Origin of the sequence: Aeromonas sp. 97A, assembly GCF_051919185.1 — a bacterium.
In the GTDB taxonomy this organism is placed as follows: domain Bacteria; phylum Pseudomonadota; class Gammaproteobacteria; order Enterobacterales; family Aeromonadaceae; genus Aeromonas; species Aeromonas veronii.
Genome location: NZ_JBQBFF010000001.1, coordinates 2416077 through 2434235, shown reverse-complemented (window position 1 = coordinate 2434235; position 18159 = coordinate 2416077). Strand labels below are relative to the sequence as shown.

19 protein-coding genes are annotated in these 18159 nt (G+C 60.4%); 17 read left to right on the top strand and 2 right to left on the bottom strand.

What is annotated here, in order from left to right:
• Window positions 1-148: 148 nt before the first annotated feature.
• The 5 genes from ACTG27_RS10780 to ACTG27_RS10760 all read left to right on the top strand — a co-directional run bounded on the left by ACTG27_RS10780 (window position 149) and on the right by ACTG27_RS10760 (window position 6013).
• Window positions 149-319: a hypothetical protein gene (locus tag ACTG27_RS10780; protein WP_162838752.1), complete on the top strand. Its 171-nt coding sequence runs from the start codon at window positions 149-151 to the stop codon at window positions 317-319.
• A gap of 518 nt (window positions 320-837) precedes the next feature.
• Window positions 838-2154 (top strand): 2-hydroxycarboxylate transporter family protein, encoded by a 1317-nt coding sequence (locus tag ACTG27_RS10775; RefSeq protein ID WP_088869904.1) that lies wholly within the window; start codon window positions 838-840, stop codon window positions 2152-2154.
• A gap of 23 nt (window positions 2155-2177) precedes the next feature.
• The gene (locus ACTG27_RS10770; RefSeq protein WP_439979659.1) at window positions 2178-3728 is read left to right on the top strand and encodes an NAD-dependent malic enzyme; all 1551 of its coding nucleotides are present in this window, start codon (window positions 2178-2180) and stop codon (window positions 3726-3728) included.
• Between the two features lie 17 nt (window positions 3729-3745).
• Window positions 3746-5314, top strand: coding sequence for an ATP-binding protein (locus ACTG27_RS10765; RefSeq protein WP_021229142.1), 1569 nt, complete (start codon window positions 3746-3748; stop codon window positions 5312-5314).
• A 3-nt stretch (window positions 5315-5317) separates the two neighbouring features.
• Window positions 5318-6013 (top strand): response regulator, encoded by a 696-nt coding sequence (locus ACTG27_RS10760; protein ID WP_005338420.1) that lies wholly within the window; start codon window positions 5318-5320, stop codon window positions 6011-6013.
• A 76-nt stretch (window positions 6014-6089) separates the two neighbouring features.
• Here ACTG27_RS10760 and ACTG27_RS10755 read toward each other — a convergent pair whose 3' ends face one another.
• Window positions 6090-6989 (bottom strand): DMT family transporter, encoded by a 900-nt coding sequence (locus tag ACTG27_RS10755; protein WP_216979285.1) that lies wholly within the window; start codon window positions 6987-6989, stop codon window positions 6090-6092.
• Window positions 6990-7222: 233 nt separating this feature from the next.
• Between ACTG27_RS10755 and ACTG27_RS10750 the strand changes: the two genes are divergently transcribed.
• From ACTG27_RS10750 to ACTG27_RS10695, 12 genes are all read left to right on the top strand, one after another.
• Window positions 7223-8026 carry an AraC family transcriptional regulator gene (locus ACTG27_RS10750; RefSeq protein ID WP_439979658.1) on the top strand — a complete coding sequence of 268 codons (804 nt, stop codon included), beginning with the start codon at window positions 7223-7225 and terminating at the stop codon, window positions 8024-8026.
• A gap of 148 nt (window positions 8027-8174) precedes the next feature.
• Window positions 8175-9455 carry a GGDEF domain-containing protein gene (locus ACTG27_RS10745; RefSeq protein ID WP_245131622.1) on the top strand — a complete coding sequence of 427 codons (1281 nt, stop codon included), beginning with the start codon at window positions 8175-8177 and terminating at the stop codon, window positions 9453-9455.
• 63 nt (window positions 9456-9518) lie between these two features.
• Window positions 9519-9929: a VOC family protein gene (locus ACTG27_RS10740; protein ID WP_429073164.1), complete on the top strand. Its 411-nt coding sequence runs from the start codon at window positions 9519-9521 to the stop codon at window positions 9927-9929.
• A gap of 101 nt (window positions 9930-10030) precedes the next feature.
• On the top strand, window positions 10031-10720 hold the full coding sequence (gene phoB / locus ACTG27_RS10735) for a phosphate regulon transcriptional regulator PhoB (protein WP_005338414.1): 690 nt from the start codon (window positions 10031-10033) through the stop codon (window positions 10718-10720).
• A gap of 8 nt (window positions 10721-10728) precedes the next feature.
• The gene (gene phoR / locus ACTG27_RS10730) at window positions 10729-12024 is read left to right on the top strand and encodes a phosphate regulon sensor histidine kinase PhoR (RefSeq protein ID WP_139735655.1); all 1296 of its coding nucleotides are present in this window, start codon (window positions 10729-10731) and stop codon (window positions 12022-12024) included.
• A gap of 178 nt (window positions 12025-12202) precedes the next feature.
• Window positions 12203-13177: a PstS family phosphate ABC transporter substrate-binding protein gene (locus ACTG27_RS10725; protein WP_005338411.1), complete on the top strand. Its 975-nt coding sequence runs from the start codon at window positions 12203-12205 to the stop codon at window positions 13175-13177.
• A gap of 181 nt (window positions 13178-13358) precedes the next feature.
• Window positions 13359-14165, top strand: coding sequence for a M48 family metallopeptidase (locus ACTG27_RS10720; RefSeq protein WP_439979657.1), 807 nt, complete (start codon window positions 13359-13361; stop codon window positions 14163-14165).
• Window positions 14153-14659, top strand: coding sequence for an N-acetyltransferase family protein (locus ACTG27_RS10715; RefSeq protein ID WP_439979656.1), 507 nt, complete (start codon window positions 14153-14155; stop codon window positions 14657-14659). The genes ACTG27_RS10720 and ACTG27_RS10715 overlap by 13 nt, the downstream gene beginning before the upstream one ends.
• Window positions 14660-14767: 108 nt before the next feature.
• Window positions 14768-15670 carry an ROK family protein gene (locus ACTG27_RS10710; protein ID WP_005343908.1) on the top strand — a complete coding sequence of 301 codons (903 nt, stop codon included), beginning with the start codon at window positions 14768-14770 and terminating at the stop codon, window positions 15668-15670.
• 41 nt (window positions 15671-15711) lie between these two features.
• Window positions 15712-16437: a copper homeostasis protein CutC gene (locus tag ACTG27_RS10705; protein ID WP_088869895.1), complete on the top strand. Its 726-nt coding sequence runs from the start codon at window positions 15712-15714 to the stop codon at window positions 16435-16437.
• Between the two features lie 150 nt (window positions 16438-16587).
• Entirely contained in the window at window positions 16588-17199 is a 612-nt protein-coding gene (locus ACTG27_RS10700; RefSeq protein WP_005338405.1) for an FKBP-type peptidyl-prolyl cis-trans isomerase, read from the top strand.
• Between the two features lie 188 nt (window positions 17200-17387).
• On the top strand, window positions 17388-17702 hold the full coding sequence (locus ACTG27_RS10695) for a DUF2845 domain-containing protein (protein ID WP_005338404.1): 315 nt from the start codon (window positions 17388-17390) through the stop codon (window positions 17700-17702).
• Window positions 17703-17754: 52 nt separating this feature from the next.
• Here the strand turns inward: ACTG27_RS10695 and ACTG27_RS10690 are convergent, their stop codons facing one another.
• Window positions 17755-17973, bottom strand: coding sequence for a DUF1107 family protein (locus ACTG27_RS10690; RefSeq protein ID WP_005338403.1), 219 nt, complete (start codon window positions 17971-17973; stop codon window positions 17755-17757).
• Window positions 17974-18159 lie beyond the last annotated feature (186 nt).

The window sequence follows — 18159 nt, the reverse complement described above, 5'->3', positions numbered from 1 at the left end:
CCACTCGAGGCTCTCTTGCCGATTCGGATATTGCGCCGTGAATGGAGGATATCCGGTGGTTATTTTCATGAAATTTTCAGCTTCGGCGAGCAGCTCTTTTTTTATCCGCTAATATTGATGGGGTTATAAAACAAGGGGGAAACGGGTTGTGGATGGATATGACAGTGGATGTGTGTATCTGGCAATTGAAGCGCTGTTGAGTGATGGAGAATATGGTGCAGAGTCACACCATGGCGTGAATCGGGAAGGCGCAATCAGAAGTACCGATATCAGTCATGATTTTGACCCCGCCAATATTCCATTGTTGTTGGCAGAATAGACCTGACCGTGTGTGATCCTTGTGAGTTCAAGCCAGTGCTCTGGTATTCGCTGGCTTGACTCATCACTATTTCAATCTCCCCTTTTTACATCTTTCTCCTCACCATTTTTCATCGTGCCTGCTTCCTGCACGCCGACTCAAACCCTGGTGTAGCATGCCGTGGCACTCGCGTTATGGCGATGACATAGCCCGCTGATTATCACTCACAGGAGCTGTGGCGATAAAGGGTCGCAGAGCTTGTCATCTGGCTCTGTTATTTCCCCGAAGGGGGAGAGATCATCGCATCGTTATTACTGCTGATCACCCAAATATCCATCATTGGGTTCGCTCGTTTTATCGCCCTATTTCCTGGTCGAGCAGGGCATCGATGGTCTGGTGTTCTATTGTGCAGCACGCGTTGGCGACACCATGATGTTTAAGTTTTTAATGTTTTTATATGGCTTTGCAATCTGGCTAACCGACAGGGGCGAGGGGGATCAATAAAGTAGCGGCCACAATCACACGCAGAGTACATAACAATGAAAAACCTCTCCCCCCTACAAACCACACAAGAAAAGGCCGCCTTTATGGGCGGCCAACAAATTGCCGGTATGCCGCTCTTTATATTTCTGGGGCTGGCGACCTGCGTTCTCTTTTCCGGCTGGAATGGCTCGTTGCCGCTCGGCATGGTCGGTGCGCTGGCACTGATGTTTGTGCTGGGCACCCTGCTGACCGAGCTGGGGGAGCGGATCATGCCGATCCGTGAATATCTGGGGGGCGGCACCATCCTCGCCATCTTTGGCGGCGCCGCTCTGTTCGAATACCAGCTGCTGCCGGTGCAGGCGGGGCAGGTCATCACCAACTTCATGAAGGAGGGTGGCTTTCTCAACTTCTTTATCGCCAGTCTGGTGACTGGCTCCGTGTTTGGCATGAGCGGCGCTTTGCTGAAAAATGCCGCCATGCGCTATCTGCCGGTCATTCTTGGCGGCGTAGCGCTGGCATTGCTGAGCGTGGGGCTGGTCGGCTCCCTGATGGGGTATGGCTTCAAGAATGCGGTGTTGCTGATCGGCCTGCCGATCATGGGCGGCGGCATGGGGGCTGGCGCGGTGCCTCTGGTGGAGATCCTCTCCGGCCCGATGCAGATGTCCAGTGCGGATCTCTTGTCGCGCATGGTACCGGCGGTGGTGATCGCCAATACCCTGGCCATTCTGGTGGGCTCCCTGCTGGCGCGGCTCGGTCGCCGTTACCCCTCCCTGACTGGCAACGGCAAGCTGATGGTTAAAGAGAGTAGCCAGAGCATTGCCGATGAGCAGGCCGAAGCGCCGACCCTGCAGAGTCTGGGTATGGGGCTTTTTATCAGCTCCAGCATGTTTGTGCTGGGTTCCCTGCTTGGCAACTTTATCCCCATGCACCCCTTCGCCCTGATGATTTTGGCGGTCGCCTTTATCAAGGTGAGCGGCCTGCTGCCGCGCCGTTATGAGCAGGCGGCGGCCGACTGGTATCAGTTTGTGGTGAGCAACCTCACTCCCTCCCTGCTGGTGGGGATCGGCGTCGCCTACACCAGTATTCCGGAACTGATCAGCGCCTTCTCCATCAGCTACTTCGTGCTGGTCATGGTCACCGTGATCGGTGGCGCCCTCGGCGCGGCGCTGGTGGGCCGGATGATCGGTTTCTATCCCATCGAGGCGGCCATCACCGGCGGACTTTGTATGGCCAACATGGGCGGCACCGGCGACGTAGCCGTGCTCTCGGCGGCCCAGCGGATGAAGCTGATGCCCTTTGCCCAGATCTCCTCTCGCCTTGGCGGCGCCGTGATGCTGATCTTGGCCACCGCCCTTATCTCCCTGCTCGCCTGATACCGGATTGAGGAACAAACAAGATGAACGACATCATGATGGGCACCAGCCTGCCCTATGCCGAGCGCAAGCGTCAGGGCGTGCGGGGCCGTATGCCCCACAAGGAGGAGTCCCTCTCCCAGCAGCGGCGCCGGATCTACCGACTGGTCAGCGCCATGCAGAGTCCGTTTGACCAGCATCTGCTGCTGCGCCAGCTGCAGGAGGACAACCCTGTGCTCTTCTACGATCTGGTGCGCCACCACCTGCCGGAGCTGCTGCCGATCATCTACACCCCGGTGGTGGGGGAGGCGTGTCAGCGCCACAGCGACCTCTATTTGCGCAGCCACGGGCTCTATCTCTCCTGGCATGACAGGGACGATCTCGATGACATCCTCGAGTCAGTGGAGCAGGAGGTGGACGTGATCGTCATCTCCGACGGCGAGCGGGTGCTGGGGCTTGGCGATCTCGGTATCGGCGGCATGGGGATCTGTATCGGCAAGCTGGCGCTTTACTCCGCCGCGGGTGGCATCAACCCGGCCCGTACCCTGCCGCTCTGCGTCGATGTGGGCACCAACAATCCCGAGCTGCTGGAGGATGACTCCTACCTCGGCTGGCAATCCCCGCGCATCGATGGCGAGAGCTATTACCACTTCATGGACAAGGTGGTGGTCGCCATTCGCAAGCGCTGGCCTCAGGTGGTGCTGCAGTTTGAAGACTTTGCCGGCAAGCACGCCGCCAATCTGCTGGCCCGTTATCGGGACGAGCTCTGCATGTTCAACGACGATATTCAGGGCACGGCGGCAGTCGCCTCCGCCTGCGTGCTGGCCGGGTTGCAGCAGGCGGGTACCGCCTTGTGCGATGCCCCGGTACTGATCGTCGGCGCGGGTTCTGCCGGTTGCGGCATCGCCGCCATGCTGGCCCAGTTGGCGGGGAGCCACAACGGCGTCTGGCTGTTTGATCAGGACGGGGTGGTCTGCAGCGATCGTCCCAACCTGACTCGTGCCCAGCAGCCATTTGCCCGTGCCGTGGAGGAGGGGGGCAGTTCGCTGCTGGAGACCATCCGGCAGGTGCGTCCGGCGGTCTTGATTGGCGTGAGCGGTCAGGGTGGCCTCTTTACCTGCGAGGTGTTGCAGGCGATGGGGGATGTGTGTGCGCAGCCGGTGATCCTGCCACTCTCCAACCCGACCCGCAGCGCCGAGGCCACCCCCGAGCAGGTGTGGGCCGCCACAGATGGCCGCGCCCTGCTGGCCACCGGCAGCCCGTTTGCACCGGTGACGGTGGCAGGGGAGCGGCGGGTGGTCTCCCAGTGCAACAATGTCTATGTCTTCCCGGGGATCGGTCTCGGAGCCTGCGCCGTCAAGGCGCGCCGCATCAGCGATGGCATGTTGCTGGCCGCGGTGCGGGCTGTCGGCGCCTATCCGCTGGTGGCGGGCCGGCTGTTGCCCCCCATCGAGCAGGTGGGAGAGGTGGCCCGCGCCGTCGCCAGAGCGGTCGCGCTCTGTGCTCGCGAGGAAGGATTGGCCGATTTTGTCGGCGATCCGGCACCTTTGATTGACCAGACCTGGTGGCATCCGCACTATTGGGCAGCGTCCTGACGTTTTAAGGTATGTGCATGAAACTTCGTCACCAGTTGGTCACCCTCTCTCTCGGGCTCTCCCTGCTGCTGATCCTCATTCTGGGCAGCCTACTGGCCCTCTTTATCCGCCATCTGCTGGAGAGCAATCTGCAGGATAAGGGGAGCGATCTGGCACGGGTGATGGCGGCGGATACCCGGGTGGTCGAAGCTCTGCGTCAGGGGAGTGATCCTACCCTGCGCGACTACGTGGAGGCGGTCTGCAACCGCACCGACGCCACCTATATGGTGGTGACCGATGAGCATGGTCGCCGCCTCAGCCACCCCAACCCCGAGCTGGTGGGGCAGAAGTTCCGCGGCGAGGATATCTGGCCCGCGCTGCAGGAGCGGCGCAGCTACTGCTCCAAGGATCGGGGCACCATGGGGCCGGCGATCCGCTGCTTCTCCCCGGTGGTGGGCGGGGATGGGCGCGTCATGGGGGCCGTGGTGGTGGGCTACCTGATGCAGCAGGTGGAGGGCATCTATATGGAGCGGGTGGCCCTGCTCATCAGCGCCATCGTTGCAGTGCTGGGGTGTGGTCTGCTGCTGGCACTCTGGGTGCAATATCTGCTGCGCAAGACCCTGCTCGATCTGGAGCCGGAGGCAATCGTGCGCCGTTTCACCCTGCAGGATCTGGTGCTGGAGCACATCACCGAAGGGGTGATTGCCCTCGATGGCCGCGGCAACATCAACATGATCAACAGCACCGCCAGCTATCAGCTGCGGCTGCCGGTTACCGGGCGCCATGCCCTGCAGGGGCAGTCGCTGGCGGAGCTGGTGCCGCCCCTTGCTCCCTGTCTGGAGCAGGAGGGTGGGGAAGTGAGCTTCACCATTCAGGGGGAGTCCTTTGTCGGTCGCTGGCAGGCGGTGCAGGGCAAGGCGCCGGGGCGGCTGCTGATCTTCAGCCGTCCGGAGGTGGCCGCCAGTCTGGGGGTGCAAGTGACCCATCTGCGCCAGTATGCCGAGATGCTGCGGATGCAGAGCCACGAGTTTGCGAACAAGCTGAGCAGCCTCTCCGGCTTGTTGCAGCTGGGCCATGTGGATCAGGCGGTGGAGCTTATCCAGCAGGAGAACGAAGCGTGCCAGACCATGCTGCAGGAGCTGCTGCGGCTGATCGACAACAAGCCGGTGGCGGGGCTTATTCTCGGCAAGTTCAGCCGGGCCCGCGAGCTGGGGGTGACCCTGGAGCTCGATCCTGACTCGGCGCTGGCGGAGTATCCGGCCTCGGTCTCGGCCGATCTCATTACCCTCATTGGCAACCTGCTGGACAACGGCCTGCAGGCGGCCTGGCGCAACCGCCAGCAGCGGCCGCCCCGGGTGCTGCTCTCTCTGTGCGATGTGGGGCGGCGACTGGTGATCGAGGTGGAGGATAGCGGCGAGGGGGTCGACGAGGAGCTGGCCGATCATCTGTTCGATTACGGGGTGAGTCGCCAGAGCGGCGATCACGGGGTGGGTCTGTTCCTGGTCAAGGAGACCGTGGGTCGGCACGAGGGTGTGATAGAATGGCGGCGAACCGCCGAGCAGACCACCCTGTTTGGTATCTATTTGAATAAAAACCAATTAATGTGAGCCATGGACCCAATAATCACGCTTGTTATTGAAGATGACGATCGGATCGGAGCCATCTTGTCAGAACTGGTGGCGGCGACACCCGGTTTCTCCCTGCTGGGGCGGGCCGGCACCCTGGCCCAAGCCGATGCCATGATGGCCGGTGTGGTGCCCCAGCTGCTGCTGGTGGATGTCTCCCTGCCCGATGGCTCCGGCCTTGAGTGGGTGAGCCGCCTGCGCAGCCACAACCGCGAAGCCTATGTCATCATGGTGACCGCCTCGCGGGATGTGGAGACCATCCAGCAGGCCCTCAATCTGGGGGTTCATGACTACGTCATCAAACCATTGCGGCTGTTTCGCATCCAGCAGAGTCTGGATGAGATCCTGCAACTGCACAGCCGCCTCTGCGAGCGGGGTCGGCTGGAGCAGGAAGATCTCGACAAGCTGCTGGGCAAGGGGGGACGCTCCCAGATCAAGGAGATGCGTGTCACTCCCAAGGGGATCGACAGCATCACCCTGCGTCAGGTGCTGGATCTGCTGGCGGGCGAGCCGGAGAACGTCTTCTCCACCGACACGGTGGCGCTGCGACTCTCCCTCAGCCGCACCACGGCGCGCCGCTATCTGGAGTATCTGGAGTCGGAAGACAGGGTCGATGTGGATCTCAACTATGGTCAGCGGGGGCGGCCGGAGCGGCGCTACCGCTGGCGCCGGGCCGGTTGAGATGCTCACTGGCGTGCATTGCAGAAACAACAAGGGAGCCATGGGCTCCCTTGTTGTTTCCGGACGATGTTGGTTCTCAGGCGGTTTCCCGTTCGGCTATCGGCGCACGCCCCTTCAGCTGGGAGGTCATCACCCCGCCCAGGATCAGCCCGCCACCCAGCAGGTGGTAGCCATGGATCGGCTCGCCCAGACCGACGACGGCGATCAGCGCCGTACAGAGCGGCATCAGGTTCATAAAGACCGAGGTGCGCTCTGCCCCCATGCAGGCGAGGCCGCGCATCCAGCAGTAAGCCGCCAGCAGGGAGGAGGCGAGCCCGGCGAAGAGCACCAGTCCCCACCCTTCGGCTGGCACCGCCATCGAGTCGGCGCTGAGAGCGAGCGGCACCAGCAGTAGCACCGCCAGCAGGATCTGCATATAGAGGTTGAGCCAGGGGCCAAATGGCAGGTGCCAGCGGCGGATCAAGAGGCCGTAAAGGGCGTAGCTGGCGGAGCCCAGCAACATCATGCCATCCCCCGGGTTGATGCCGTTGTGGAGCAGGGCCAGTGGTTCGCCCTTGCCAAGCAGCCAGAACACCCCGAACAGGGAGATGCTCATGCCGAGCAGTGCCTGTTTGCCGGGACGCTGGCCGAAGAAGAGCGCCCCTTGCAGCAGGGTGAGCAGCGGAATGAGGGAGCCGATCACCCCCATATTGGTAGCCGAGGTGCTGTGGGCGGCGTAATAGGCCAGACACTGGTAGAGCACCATACCGAGCGCCGCCAGCACCAGCAGCTTGCCGAGCCAGGGGCGAACCTCACTGCGTCGCCGCCATAGGGTGGGCAGACAGAAGGGGGTCAGTGCCAGAGCGGCGATCACCCAGCGATAGAAGGAGATAGCCGCGGGGTCGAGCACACTGGCGGCCGCCTTGGACACCACGGTATTGGTAGCCCAGATCAGCACCGCCATCAGCGGAAAGAGAAGAGGGGAAAAGATTCGCATCAGAGGCTCCTTATTAACAGGGGGCCAAGTCTACCCTTGTCTTTATATTATCAAGTAGCGTAAAACAGACAGATGACCCAGCAGAAAAGACAACTCTTTCTGATGCACCTTATTCCGGCCCACACGGGCTGCGTCTGCCCGCAACTGATGGCTGCTTTTGACCTGTGCCGGAGACCGAGCCAACAGGGCGTTGCATCACGCCTGCTCCTCTCTCTCGCTGACAAGGGGCGCTGATGGCCACTCACCACTTTCAGCCGGTAGATGTCGTTCTGCCCGCTCCCAATCCGCTCTATTTCAGTTACCAGCAGATGCTGGCCGACAGCGCAACCGTGCTGCACTCCCACCCCTGGGGCCAGCTCAACATGATCAGTCTGGGGATCATGGAGATAGAGCTGGGGGATCAGCGACTGGTGGCCCCTGCCGACTATCTTATCTGGGTACCGGCGGGTCTCGACCACACCTCCTACAACGAGCAGACCCTCGACTACACCTCCATCTACGTCAGCCACGAGCTGGCGGCCAAGCTGCCGTCTGAGCCCAGATTGCTGCTGCTCACCCCGCTGATCCGCGCCCTGCTGAGCGACTTTTGCGAACGGCGGGTAAGCCATATGGCGGATGAGTGGGATCAGCGTCAGGCCGAGTTGCTGGTGGAGCGACTTGCGCGCACCCGTTGTCAGGAGAGCTACCTGCCGATGAGTCAGGACAAGCTGCTGGCTCCCATGCTGGCGGCGTTGCACAGCGATCCTGCCGATCCCCGTACTCTGGCCCAGTGGGCCGGACAACTGCACACCACAGAGCGCACCCTAGCGCGGCGCTGCCTGCGGGAGTTGGGGATGAGCTTCGGTCAGTGGCGGGCGCGGCTGCGGTTGCTCAAGGCGCTGGCCTGGCTCAAGGGGGACATGCCCATTCAGGAGATCAGCTGGCGGCTCGGTTACGGCTCCACCTCGGCCTTTATCGCCATGTTCAACCGGGAGCTGGGCTGCTCCCCCCAGCGTTATCGCCAGCAGTCGGCAATTCGGGTTGGCACTGCGCTTTAAAAACGTGACAGAGAGCGGTGAACTCCTTGATAAGTGGCATGTTTTTTGTGATTCACGGGGTTATCATGGTGGCTTGTTATCGCGTGCTATCCGGTGCCACCGCCTGTTCCAGTTGCACGGGTATTCCTATTGACGCGATGGGGTCAGCATGATCGCTTCCAGTTCCCGTTTTGCCGAGTTGCTGTTCTGGTATTTGCTGGCGCTGACTGGCTGCTCCATCCTGCTGTTCGAGTTTGGCCCCGAGCGGGTGCTTGATATCAAGGAGTGGCCGCTCTCGGTAAGCGTGTTGAAGGCGGAGGATGCGGCACCGGGAGCGGTGAGTTACCGTCCCTCGGCCGATGGTAATCCCGGCGTAGAGTGTGTACTGACTGCGAGCCCCGACAGCTATCCCAGCTGTGGTCTGGTTCTCACCCTGACCGTGCGCGAAAAGGGTATCAATCTTGCCCGATTTAATACTCTCCATATCCGCTTGAGCGTGACGGGTGGCGAGGAGCAGGATTGGCGTTTCTACCTGCGTAACTACAATCCACTTTTCGACAAGATGGATGACACGTTGCAATCCAAATTCAACGAAATCATCTTTCGTCCTGCCGATTACGGCAAGGACCACGAGGTGCCTCTCGACGTTTTTACCCCGGCAACATGGTGGATCAAGCGCTACAAGGTGCCGTTACAGTTACAGGGGCCTGATCTGAGCCGGGTCTACGCCATCGAGATTGCTGCGGGGTCATATATGTCGCCGGGTGAGTATGGCGTGGTGATCGAGGAGCTGCAGTTTCATGGCAACTGGCTTGAGCCTACCCTTTTCTACCGGTTGATCCTGTTTGTCTGGTTTATCTATGGCTGTGCAGTCTTTCTGGTTAACCACCTCGCCATGAAGCAGCGTTTGTTGCATGCCCATCAGGCCAAGCTTGAGGTGGAGGTGCTGAACCGTACCCTGAGCGAAGAGAATCGCCGCACCCGTGAGGAGGCCTGTTATGATCCACTGACCGGTGCTTTCAACCGGCTTGGTGGTGAGCGACTGCTGGCCGATATCGCTGATCTGTCGTTTTCCTTCATCTATATCGACGTTGACCACTTCAAACAAATCAACGACATCCACGGTCACCCGGTGGGTGATGAGGTGCTCAAGCATCTGGTCAGCGAGATCCTGCGCCATTGTGATGCGCTCTGCCATCTGGTGCGCTGGGGCGGTGAGGAGTTCGTGCTGGTCTGCCTTCACTACGATGAGCTGCGGGCCTGTGCGCTGGCCGAGCGGTTGCGCGCTACCCTGGAGGCTGATATCCATTGGCCGTCCGGATTGCGGGTGACCGCCTCGTTCGGGGTGGCTGAGCGTGCGGGTGAGTCGCCGGAGCAGGTGCTCAAACGTGCCGACGAGGCGCTCTATCAAGCCAAGACGCAGGGTCGCAACCGGGTTGCGAGCCACTGACTGCGATGCGTCGAGATGCCGTGTGCTTTATTCCAATATCGCTTTCAACATGAGCAAGCAGTTATGACACAACACATAGGGGCGCTGACTCTGCTGGTGGCTGATTACGATCAGGCCATTCGCTTTTTTACCGAGGGACTGGGTTTCGCGCTGTTGGAAGACACCCGGCTCGATGAACCGGGCAAACCGGGCAAGCGCTGGGTGCGGGTTGCCCCCAAAGGCGCCTCCGGTTCTGCACTGCTGCTGGCACAAGCGGCCAATGCGCAGCAGCAGGCCGCCATCGGCCAGCAGGGCGGTGGCCGGGTATTTCTGTTCCTCGAGACCACTGATTTCTGGGGGGATTACCAGCGCATGCAGGCGTACGGTGTTCATTTTTGTGAACAGCCCCGTGACGAGCCTTATGGCACCGTGGTGGTGTTTGAGGATATCAGTGGCAACCGGTGGGACTTGTTGCAACGTACTGCTGCCAACTGAATCTGAAAACGTTTATCATCCCGCCTGTCATAAAGTCATAAAAGTGTCACAGAAAATTCTAATAATTGGCGCACCCATCTTCACAGAGGAGAGAGAAGGGAATGGCTAAGCGAATTCTGGTGGTCGAGGACGAAGCACCGATCCGCGAAATGCTCTGCTTCGTGTTGGAGCAGAAGGGATATGAGACGATTGAAGCGGAAGATTACGCCGATGGACTGGCGAAGGTGCGCGAACCCTACCCCGAACTCATCGTGCTCGACTGGATGATGCCGGGCGGCAGTGGCATCCAGTTTATCAAGCAGCTCAAGCAGGATGAGGTGACGCGCCAGATCCCGGTGGTGATGCTCACCGCTCGCGGTGAAGAGGAGGACAAGGTGCGTGGTCTGGAGGCTGGTGCCGACGACTACATTACCAAGCCGTTCTCGCCCAAGGAGTTGACCGCTCGCCTCCATGCGGTGATGCGCCGCGTGTCGCCCACCTCGGTGGACGAGGTGATCGAGGTGCAGGGGCTGAAACTCGATCCTGTCTCCCACCGGGTCAGTGCCGAAGAGAAGGCGCTCGACATGGGGCCGACCGAATTCAAGCTGCTTCACTTCTTTATGACTCACCCCGAGCGGGTCTACAGCCGTGAACAGCTGCTCAATAATGTCTGGGGTACCAATGTGTACGTCGAGGACAGAACCGTGGATGTGCATATTCGTCGCCTGCGCAAGGCGATTGAAGAGACAGGGCACGACAGATTGATCCAGACGGTGCGTGGAGCCGGATACCGCTTCTCAACCCGTCTCTAGAGGCAGTTATGTTGCAACCTTACGCCTGGCGGCGACAGTTGTGGCGAATGGCGTTTTTTTACGCCCCCTTCGCATTGGTTGGCTGGTTGATTGATCATCTTGCCCTCAGCCTGTTGGTGGCGGCCGTGTTGCATCTGGGCTGGCACTATCGCTTCCAGAAGCGGCTCTCTGACTGGTTGTGGCACGACCGCAGCCTGGTGCCCCCCAGCGGCAATGGCAGCTGGGAGTACATCTTCAACGGAATCTACAAGCTGCAGCAGCGTCACCGCGCCCGTCGGCGCGAGCTGGCGGGGCTGATCCGCCGCTTCCGGGAGGGGGCCGAGGCGCTGCCCGATGCCGCCGTGGTGTTTCGCACCGATGGCAGCATCCTCTGGTGCAACCGGCTGGCGGAGCAACTGCTCGGTTTTCGCTGGCCGGAGGATGCCGGCCAGCATATCGGCAACCTCATTCGCAATCCTGCCTTTAACGCCTATCTGGGTAAGGGGGCGTATGACGAGCCCCTCGAGATGCACTCCCCGGTCAATGAGGAGAAGTTTCTCGAGTTTCGTATCATGCCCTATGCCTCTGATCAGGCGATGCTGGTGGTGCGGGATGTCACTCGCTTGCGCAGTCTAGAGAAGACCCGCAAGCACTTCGTCTCCAACGTCTCTCACGAACTGCGCACCCCGCTGACCGTGCTCAAGGGCTATCTGGAGATGACCGAGGAGCCGCCCCCGCCCGCCATGTGGGCCAAGGCGCATCGGGTGATGATGGAGCAGACCATCCGGATGGATAATCTGGTCAATCAGCTGCTTACCCTCTCCCGTATCGAGGCGGCCCCGACCGTGGATCTCTCCCATCTGGTGGACATGCCTGCCATGCTGGGGCTGCTGGAGCAGGAGGCGCGGGCGCTCTCGGGCGAACGGGCCCACCAGCTCGAATTTGTGGTGCAGCCCAATCTGCTGGTGCGCGGGGATCAGGAGCAGCTGCGCAGTGCCGTCTCCAACCTGGTCTACAACGCCATTCACTACACCCCGGCGGGGCGAAAAATTACCGTGGAGTGGCGCAAGCAGGGGGCGATGGCGCTGTTTGCCGTGAGTGATGAAGGGGAGGGGATTGCCCCCGAGCATCTGGCGCGGCTGACCGAGCGGTTCTATCGGGTCGACAAGGCACGCTCGCGCCACACCGGCGGCTCAGGCTTGGGCCTTGCCATCGTCAAGCATGCCCTCAGTCATCATGACTGCCAGCTCGATATCGAGAGTCGGGTCGGCCTTGGCAGCCGCTTCAGCTTTCTCATTCCGAGCCGGATGGTGGTGATTAAATAGTCTTTTATGGCAATGGGTTAGCTGCAAAAAGAGGGCCTTTCAACGGGCCCTCTTTTCATTTGTTCAAATCTGTCGCCATGTCATTAAAGTGTCACATTAAATCCATAAATTTGTCACTGCCAGGTCAGATACTGGCGCCGTCTTAAGAACGGACCTTCTGTAACTTTGGAGAGATTGGATGAAACTCAACAAACTGGCTGGTGTAATCGGATTCACCGCAGCAACCCTGTTTTCTGTCAGCGCCCTGGCTGCCGGTGTGGATAAAGACCTGCCGGATTACACACCGACCAGCGGCATTTCGGGCAACCTGTCCTCTGTCGGCTCGGACACCCTGGCCAACATGATGACCCTGTGGGCCGAAGAATTTAAGCGCTTGTACCCCAACGTCAACGTGCAGATCCAGGCCGCCGGTTCTTCTACCGCCCCGACTGCCCTGACCGAAGGTGTTGCCCAGTTCGGTCCGATGAGCCGTGCCATGAAGGCCGGTGAAGAGGAAGCATTCGAGAAGCGTTACGGCTACAAGCCGACTGCCATCCGCGTTGCAGTCGATGCCCTGGCGGTGTTCGTCAACAAGGACAACCCCATCAAGGGGCTGACCATGCCGCAGATCGACGCCATCTTCTCCAGCACCCTCAAGTGCGGCGAAGCCAAGGCTGCCACCAAGTGGTCTGATCTGGGTCTGGATGGCAACTGGTCCAGCAAGGATCTGCAACTGTTCGGTCGCAACTCCGTATCCGGTACCTACGGTTACTTCAAGGAGCACGCCCTGTGTAACGGCGACTTCAAGAGCGGCGTGAACGAGCAGCCGGGTTCTGCCTCCGTGGTGCAGTCTGTCTCTGCCTCCCTGAACGGCATCGGCTACTCCGGTATCGGTTATGTCACCTCCGGCGTGCGTGCGGTACCGCTCTCCAAGGATGGCAAGACCTTCATCGAAGCGACCTCCGATAACGCCATCACCGGCAAGTATCCGCTGTCACGCTTCCTGTACGTTTACGTGAACAAGCATCCGAACAAGCCGCTCTCCCCGATGGAGCAAGAGTTCGTCAAGATGATGCTCTCCAAAGCAGGCCAGAACATCGTTGCCAAAGATGGCTACGTGCCGGTGCCGGCCAAGGTGGTACAGGCTGACCTGAAAAAGCTGGGTATCATGTAACTGCCTGCAGTCAGCATGCCCTGATAAAACGAGCCCCAAGCGGGCTCGTTTTGTTTTTGTCGGCTGTCAGTTTTGTTAATAGCGCTGGATGGATATTTTTCCGCCAGCCGGGGGCTGGCTCCCTTGCTTAGCAGGGCGGCATTTCCGAGAATAGGGCAACGTTATGGCAAAGGATCCCTTCATGATTGCGTCCCTCACCAAGTTTGGCCTGGTAGCCCTCTGTAGTTCCCTGCTGGTCGCCTGCGCCCAGTCGCCGACCGGCCGCAGCCAGATGCTGCTCTACTCTCCCCAGCAGATGAACCAGCTGGGCGCTGACTCCTTCGAGCAGATGAAAAAGCAGGAGAAGGTGAGCAAGGATGCCAAACTCAACGCCTATGTCTCCTGTGTTGCCAAGGCGGTGACCGCCCAGGTGCCGGCCAGCTATGGCATCACCAACTGGGAAGTGGTGGTGTTTGACTCCAAACAGGTCAACGCCTTCGCCCTGCCCGGCGGCAAGATCGGGGTCTACAGCGGCCTGCTCAAGGTGGCCAAGAATCAGGATCAGCTGGCGACCGTCATCGGTCACGAGTTGACTCACGTACTGGCCCAGCACTCCAACGAGCGACTCTCACGCAGCCAGTTGGCGGGGATCGGTCTGGCGGCTGCGGACATTGCCATGGGCACCAGCGAGTATCGCGGCGCCACCATGGCCGCCCTTGGCCTCGGGGTCGAGGTGGGGGTGATGTTGCCCTACGGCCGAACTCAGGAGAGCGAAGCGGATCGGCTCGGACTTGAGCTGATGGCGCGCGCCGGGTTCAATCCGGCCGAGGCAATCCCCCTGTGGCAAAACATGAGCGCAGCCTCCGGTGGCAACACGCCGCCGCAACTGCTCTCCACCCACCCGAGCAACGAGAACCGGATCGCCGAGTTGCAGGCGCAACAGGCGCAAGTGCTGCCGCTCTATGAGCAGGCCCGCGCCAACGGTCTGGTGCCCCAATGCAAGGCTTAAGCCTGCGCATGGCGCGCAGCGACGATGCCGCCGCCATGACGGTGATGCAGCGAGCCAGCTGGCTCGCTGCCTATGGCCAGGTGCTCGGTGCCGACTTGCTGGAGCAGCTGGACGTCACCGCCCATCTGCAGATTTGGCAGAGCCGTCTGGCCGAGCCGGGCCCAAGGCCCATGCTGCTTTGTCTCGATGAAGTGGTGATTGGCCTGCTCTACTGGCAACCACTGCAGGAAGCGGGACAGAGCCATGCCCTGATCCGCGCTTTTTACCTCCATCCCGACCACTGGCGACAAGGCTATGGCAAACGGCTGTGGCAGGCGGTGGCGATGCAGATGCGCCGCGCCGGTTGCCATAGCGTCAAATTGTGGCTGCTTGATGGCAACCACATCGGCGAGGGATTCTACCTGCGCCGCGGCTTCGTCTTTGATGGTGCAGAGCGCACCCTGATAAGCCTCGGGCAGCCCTGCCTGCAGCGACAAATGAGCCGTTTGCTCTGATCACTCTCCCGTTTTTCGCCTTCGGTCACTTTATTTTTTTTGCGAATTAATACAATGTCCCCCTTGGAACAGAGTTGGATAAACACGGGCTGACAAGGGAGTGCTGGCATGTATTACGGCTTTGATATCGGTGGCACCAAGATCGCTTTTGCGGTCTATGACGGTGCATTGAACCTCTGCCACGAGGAGCGCATGAGCACCCCTGGCAACGATTACGAGGGGCTGCAGCAGCTGATCCGCTCCCGGGTCGAGCAGGCGGATGCCCGCTTCGGCGCGCGGGGCTCGGTCGGCATCGGTTTCCCCGGTGTCATCAACAGCCAGGATCACAGCATAGTGGCGGCTAATCTGCCCTCCATCAATGGTCGCCATCTGGGCGCCGATCTGGCCGAGCTGCTGGAGCGGCCGGTCAAGGTGGATAACGACGCCAACTGCTTCCTCTGGTCCGAAGTGCATCAAGGGGCAGCCGACGGCGCAGGCAGTGCGCTCGGCGTCACCATCGGCACCGGCATCGGCGGCGCTGTTTATCTGGCGGGCAAGCTTATTCAGGGGCGCAACTGGCTGGCTGGCGAGATTGGTCACTACCCCTTGCCCGCGACCATGCTGATGAAGTACCCCGAGTTGCCCCGTCCCCGTTGCGGCTGCGGCCGTCTGGTCTGTTTTGAAACCTATGCCTCCGGCACCGGTCTGGAGCGTCTCTATCACCATTTCCATGGCCAGCGCGCCACGGGTCACCAGATTGTGGGGCGCTTCGAGGCCCATGAACCCCATGCGGTCGAGACGGTCGACTGCTGGCTGGAGATCATGGCCGCCGGGCTTGCCACCGCCATTTCGGTGATTGATCCCGAGGTGGTGGTATTGGGGGGCGGCCTGAGCGGCCTGCCCGCCCTCTATGAACAGCTGCCGCTGCGTCTGCCTGGTCACTTGCTGCCCGGGGTCGCCCTGCCCGAGATCCGCCAGGCCCGCTTCGGCGGTGCCGGCGGTGTGCGCGGCGCAGCCTTGCTCAATCTATGAGATCAGATGTGGGGTCTGATCTCCCCGAAAAAGGAGTCCTCATGACCCGTCTTGAAATCTGTATCGACAACCTGGAATCCCTCTTCACCGCCCAGCAATCCGGGGCGGATCGCATCGAGCTCTGCTCTGCGCTGGGTCTGGGCGGCCTGACCCCCTCCTACGGTTTTATGCAGCAGGCGGCCCGCCATGCCACAGTGCCGGTTTATGCCATGATCCGCCCGCGCGCCGGGGATTTTTGTTTCAACGACGGCGAGTTCGAGATGATGCTGCAAGATATCGCGGCGGCCCGCTCTGCCGGTCTGCAAGGGGTGGTGGTCGGTTTGCTGGATGAGGAAGGACGGGTGCCTGCCGCCAAACTCAAACAGCTGGTGGATGCTGCAGGACCGTTGGGGGTCACTTTCCATCGCGCCATAGACCTCTCTTCCGACTGGCGCCTCGATCTGGAGACCATAGTCGCTGCCGGTTGCGAGCGCATTCTGAGCTCGGGCCATGCGCCGACCGCGCTGGCGGGGCTGGAAACCCTGCAGGAGATGCAACAAGCGCTGGCGGGACGTGCCAGCCTGATGCCGGGGGCCGGGGTCAATGCCGACAACGTGCGTACCATCATCGAGTTCACCGGGGTGAGCGAAGTGCATATGTCCGGCATGGGCTGGCGCGGTGGCATGGTACCCCATGGCGTCAATATGGGCACTTCGGATGATGGTCGGGTCAATATCACCGATGGCGCCAAGGTGGCTGCGGTCAGAGCCTTGCTGGATCGCGGTTAAGCAGATCGCCGCCGTTGGGCGGCGTTCATCCGCATCTTGTGTGAAGTTCCTCCCACTGACGGGGAAATCAAGGGTGCCCCCGGCAGCACCCCGGCCAAAAGTCTGATATTATCCCGCCTCTTTACTACATGGATCTGGAGCAACATCTCAATGTCCCAATACGACTCTATCGAACAGAAGGCCAGCTATGGCATCGGCCGCAACATGGGTGATCAGCTGGCGCAGCAAGCTTTCGCCGGTCTGGATATCCCGGCCCTGCAACAAGGTCTGGCAGATGCCCTGAATGGTCTGGAGTTCGCGGTCAGCCGTGACGATATCAATGATGCCTTCCAGGTGATCACTGCGCGTATGCAAGAAGAGCAGGAAGCCGCCGCCAAGGCCGCCGCTGCTGACGGCGAAGCCTTCCTGGCTGATAACGCCAAGCGCGCTGAAGTGAAGGTGACCGACTCCGGTCTGCAGTACGAAGTGCTGGTAGAAGGCAACGGTGCCGTTCCGGTAGCCGGTCAGTCCGTGCGTGTGCACTACCACGGTACCTTCACCCACGGTGGTGTATTCGACAGCTCCGTTGCTCGCGGCCAGCCGGCTGAATTCCCGGTGACCGGCGTGATCGCTGGCTGGGTTGAAGCGCTGCAGCTGATGCCGGTTGGTTCCAAGTGGAAGCTCTACATCCCCCACGATCTGGCCTACGGTGCCCGTGGCGCGGGCTCCATCCCGCCTTACTCTGCACTGGTATTTGAAGTCGAGCTGCTGGACATCCTGTGATCCTGCTGGCTTGATGCAAACGGCGACCCTCGGGTCGCCGTTTGTTTTTGGGCTATGTGATAGACAGCATTTGTCGCGACCAGCAGGCTGGAGAGCAGAAAAGGGCGGCACTTTTGCGCTTTTTACTGGTTTTTTCAGAAACGGGAACAGGCATACTGCGACTCATTAGAGAGGATAAGGAGAACCCGATGAGCAAGAAGATGAAGAAAGTAGCGGGGCTTGCTCTGTTGCTGCTGAGCATTCCGGCCAGTGCTGATGCCATGCGCTGCAAGAACGCCCTGATCACCGAGGGAGACACCACCGCCGAGATGCTGCTCAAGTGCGGTGAGCCGATGTTGCGTGAAGAGCTCAACCGCAACGAGGAGAACCAGTTTGGCAACATGGTGCAGGTCAAATATGGTGAACGCTGGACCTACAACTTCGGCAAGAACGAGTTCATGCGCTTTGTGACGGTGCGCAACGGCATCATTACCGATATCGAAAACGGCCCGCGCGGCCAGTAGCCGGCGGGCAAAGCATGGATGCACAACAGACAGTAGGGCAAGACCCTTTGGCTCACATGTCCGGCAAGGGGTCGCGGTGACCAAGTTGTCTGACAGCCAGATTGATCTGGCGAGCCAGTCTTAGCCGCTGGCGGCAGGTCAGGCCATGGAGGCTGATCCTGCCCGCGTTGAATTCAAATGTCCCCAGCGACTCGATGGCAAAATAGCCTCGATGAAAGCTCTTGATGTAGCGAGCGATCTGCCGTGGGGATAACTGCTTGAATACCTTCATCACACGGTTCCCTGATTGCCTGGACAGGGCACACTATGGTGTCGGTCGATGACACTGATATGACGGTTTATAAAGATTTGCATGAATCCTTATTTTGCCAGTGAGCTCGGCAAATTGACGGCATCATCGAAAAAGTTGTGCCATGGCAAACCACAGCACCGATATACTGCGGGCTTGAATGGAACA

Coding starts and splice junctions, on each gene's coding strand:
- ACTG27_RS10775 (WP_088869904.1), top strand. CDS start 838: ATGAAAAACCTCTCCCCCCTACAAACCACACAAGAAAAGGCCGCCTTT.
- ACTG27_RS10770 (WP_439979659.1), top strand. CDS start 2,178: ATGAACGACATCATGATGGGCACCAGCCTGCCCTATGCCGAGCGCAAG.
- ACTG27_RS10765 (WP_021229142.1), top strand. CDS start 3,746: ATGAAACTTCGTCACCAGTTGGTCACCCTCTCTCTCGGGCTCTCCCTG.
- ACTG27_RS10760 (WP_005338420.1), top strand. CDS start 5,318: ATGGACCCAATAATCACGCTTGTTATTGAAGATGACGATCGGATCGGA.
- ACTG27_RS10755 (WP_216979285.1), bottom strand. CDS start 6,989: ATGCGAATCTTTTCCCCTCTTCTCTTTCCGCTGATGGCGGTGCTGATC.
- ACTG27_RS10750 (WP_439979658.1), top strand. CDS start 7,223: ATGGCCACTCACCACTTTCAGCCGGTAGATGTCGTTCTGCCCGCTCCC.
- ACTG27_RS10745 (WP_245131622.1), top strand. CDS start 8,175: ATGATCGCTTCCAGTTCCCGTTTTGCCGAGTTGCTGTTCTGGTATTTG.
- ACTG27_RS10740 (WP_429073164.1), top strand. CDS start 9,519: ATGACACAACACATAGGGGCGCTGACTCTGCTGGTGGCTGATTACGAT.
- phoB (WP_005338414.1), top strand. CDS start 10,031: ATGGCTAAGCGAATTCTGGTGGTCGAGGACGAAGCACCGATCCGCGAA.
- phoR (WP_139735655.1), top strand. CDS start 10,729: ATGTTGCAACCTTACGCCTGGCGGCGACAGTTGTGGCGAATGGCGTTT.
- ACTG27_RS10725 (WP_005338411.1), top strand. CDS start 12,203: ATGAAACTCAACAAACTGGCTGGTGTAATCGGATTCACCGCAGCAACC.
- ACTG27_RS10720 (WP_439979657.1), top strand. CDS start 13,359: ATGATTGCGTCCCTCACCAAGTTTGGCCTGGTAGCCCTCTGTAGTTCC.
- ACTG27_RS10715 (WP_439979656.1), top strand. CDS start 14,153: ATGCAAGGCTTAAGCCTGCGCATGGCGCGCAGCGACGATGCCGCCGCC.
- ACTG27_RS10710 (WP_005343908.1), top strand. CDS start 14,768: ATGTATTACGGCTTTGATATCGGTGGCACCAAGATCGCTTTTGCGGTC.
- ACTG27_RS10705 (WP_088869895.1), top strand. CDS start 15,712: ATGACCCGTCTTGAAATCTGTATCGACAACCTGGAATCCCTCTTCACC.
- ACTG27_RS10700 (WP_005338405.1), top strand. CDS start 16,588: ATGTCCCAATACGACTCTATCGAACAGAAGGCCAGCTATGGCATCGGC.
- ACTG27_RS10695 (WP_005338404.1), top strand. CDS start 17,388: ATGAGCAAGAAGATGAAGAAAGTAGCGGGGCTTGCTCTGTTGCTGCTG.
- ACTG27_RS10690 (WP_005338403.1), bottom strand. CDS start 17,973: ATGAAGGTATTCAAGCAGTTATCCCCACGGCAGATCGCTCGCTACATC.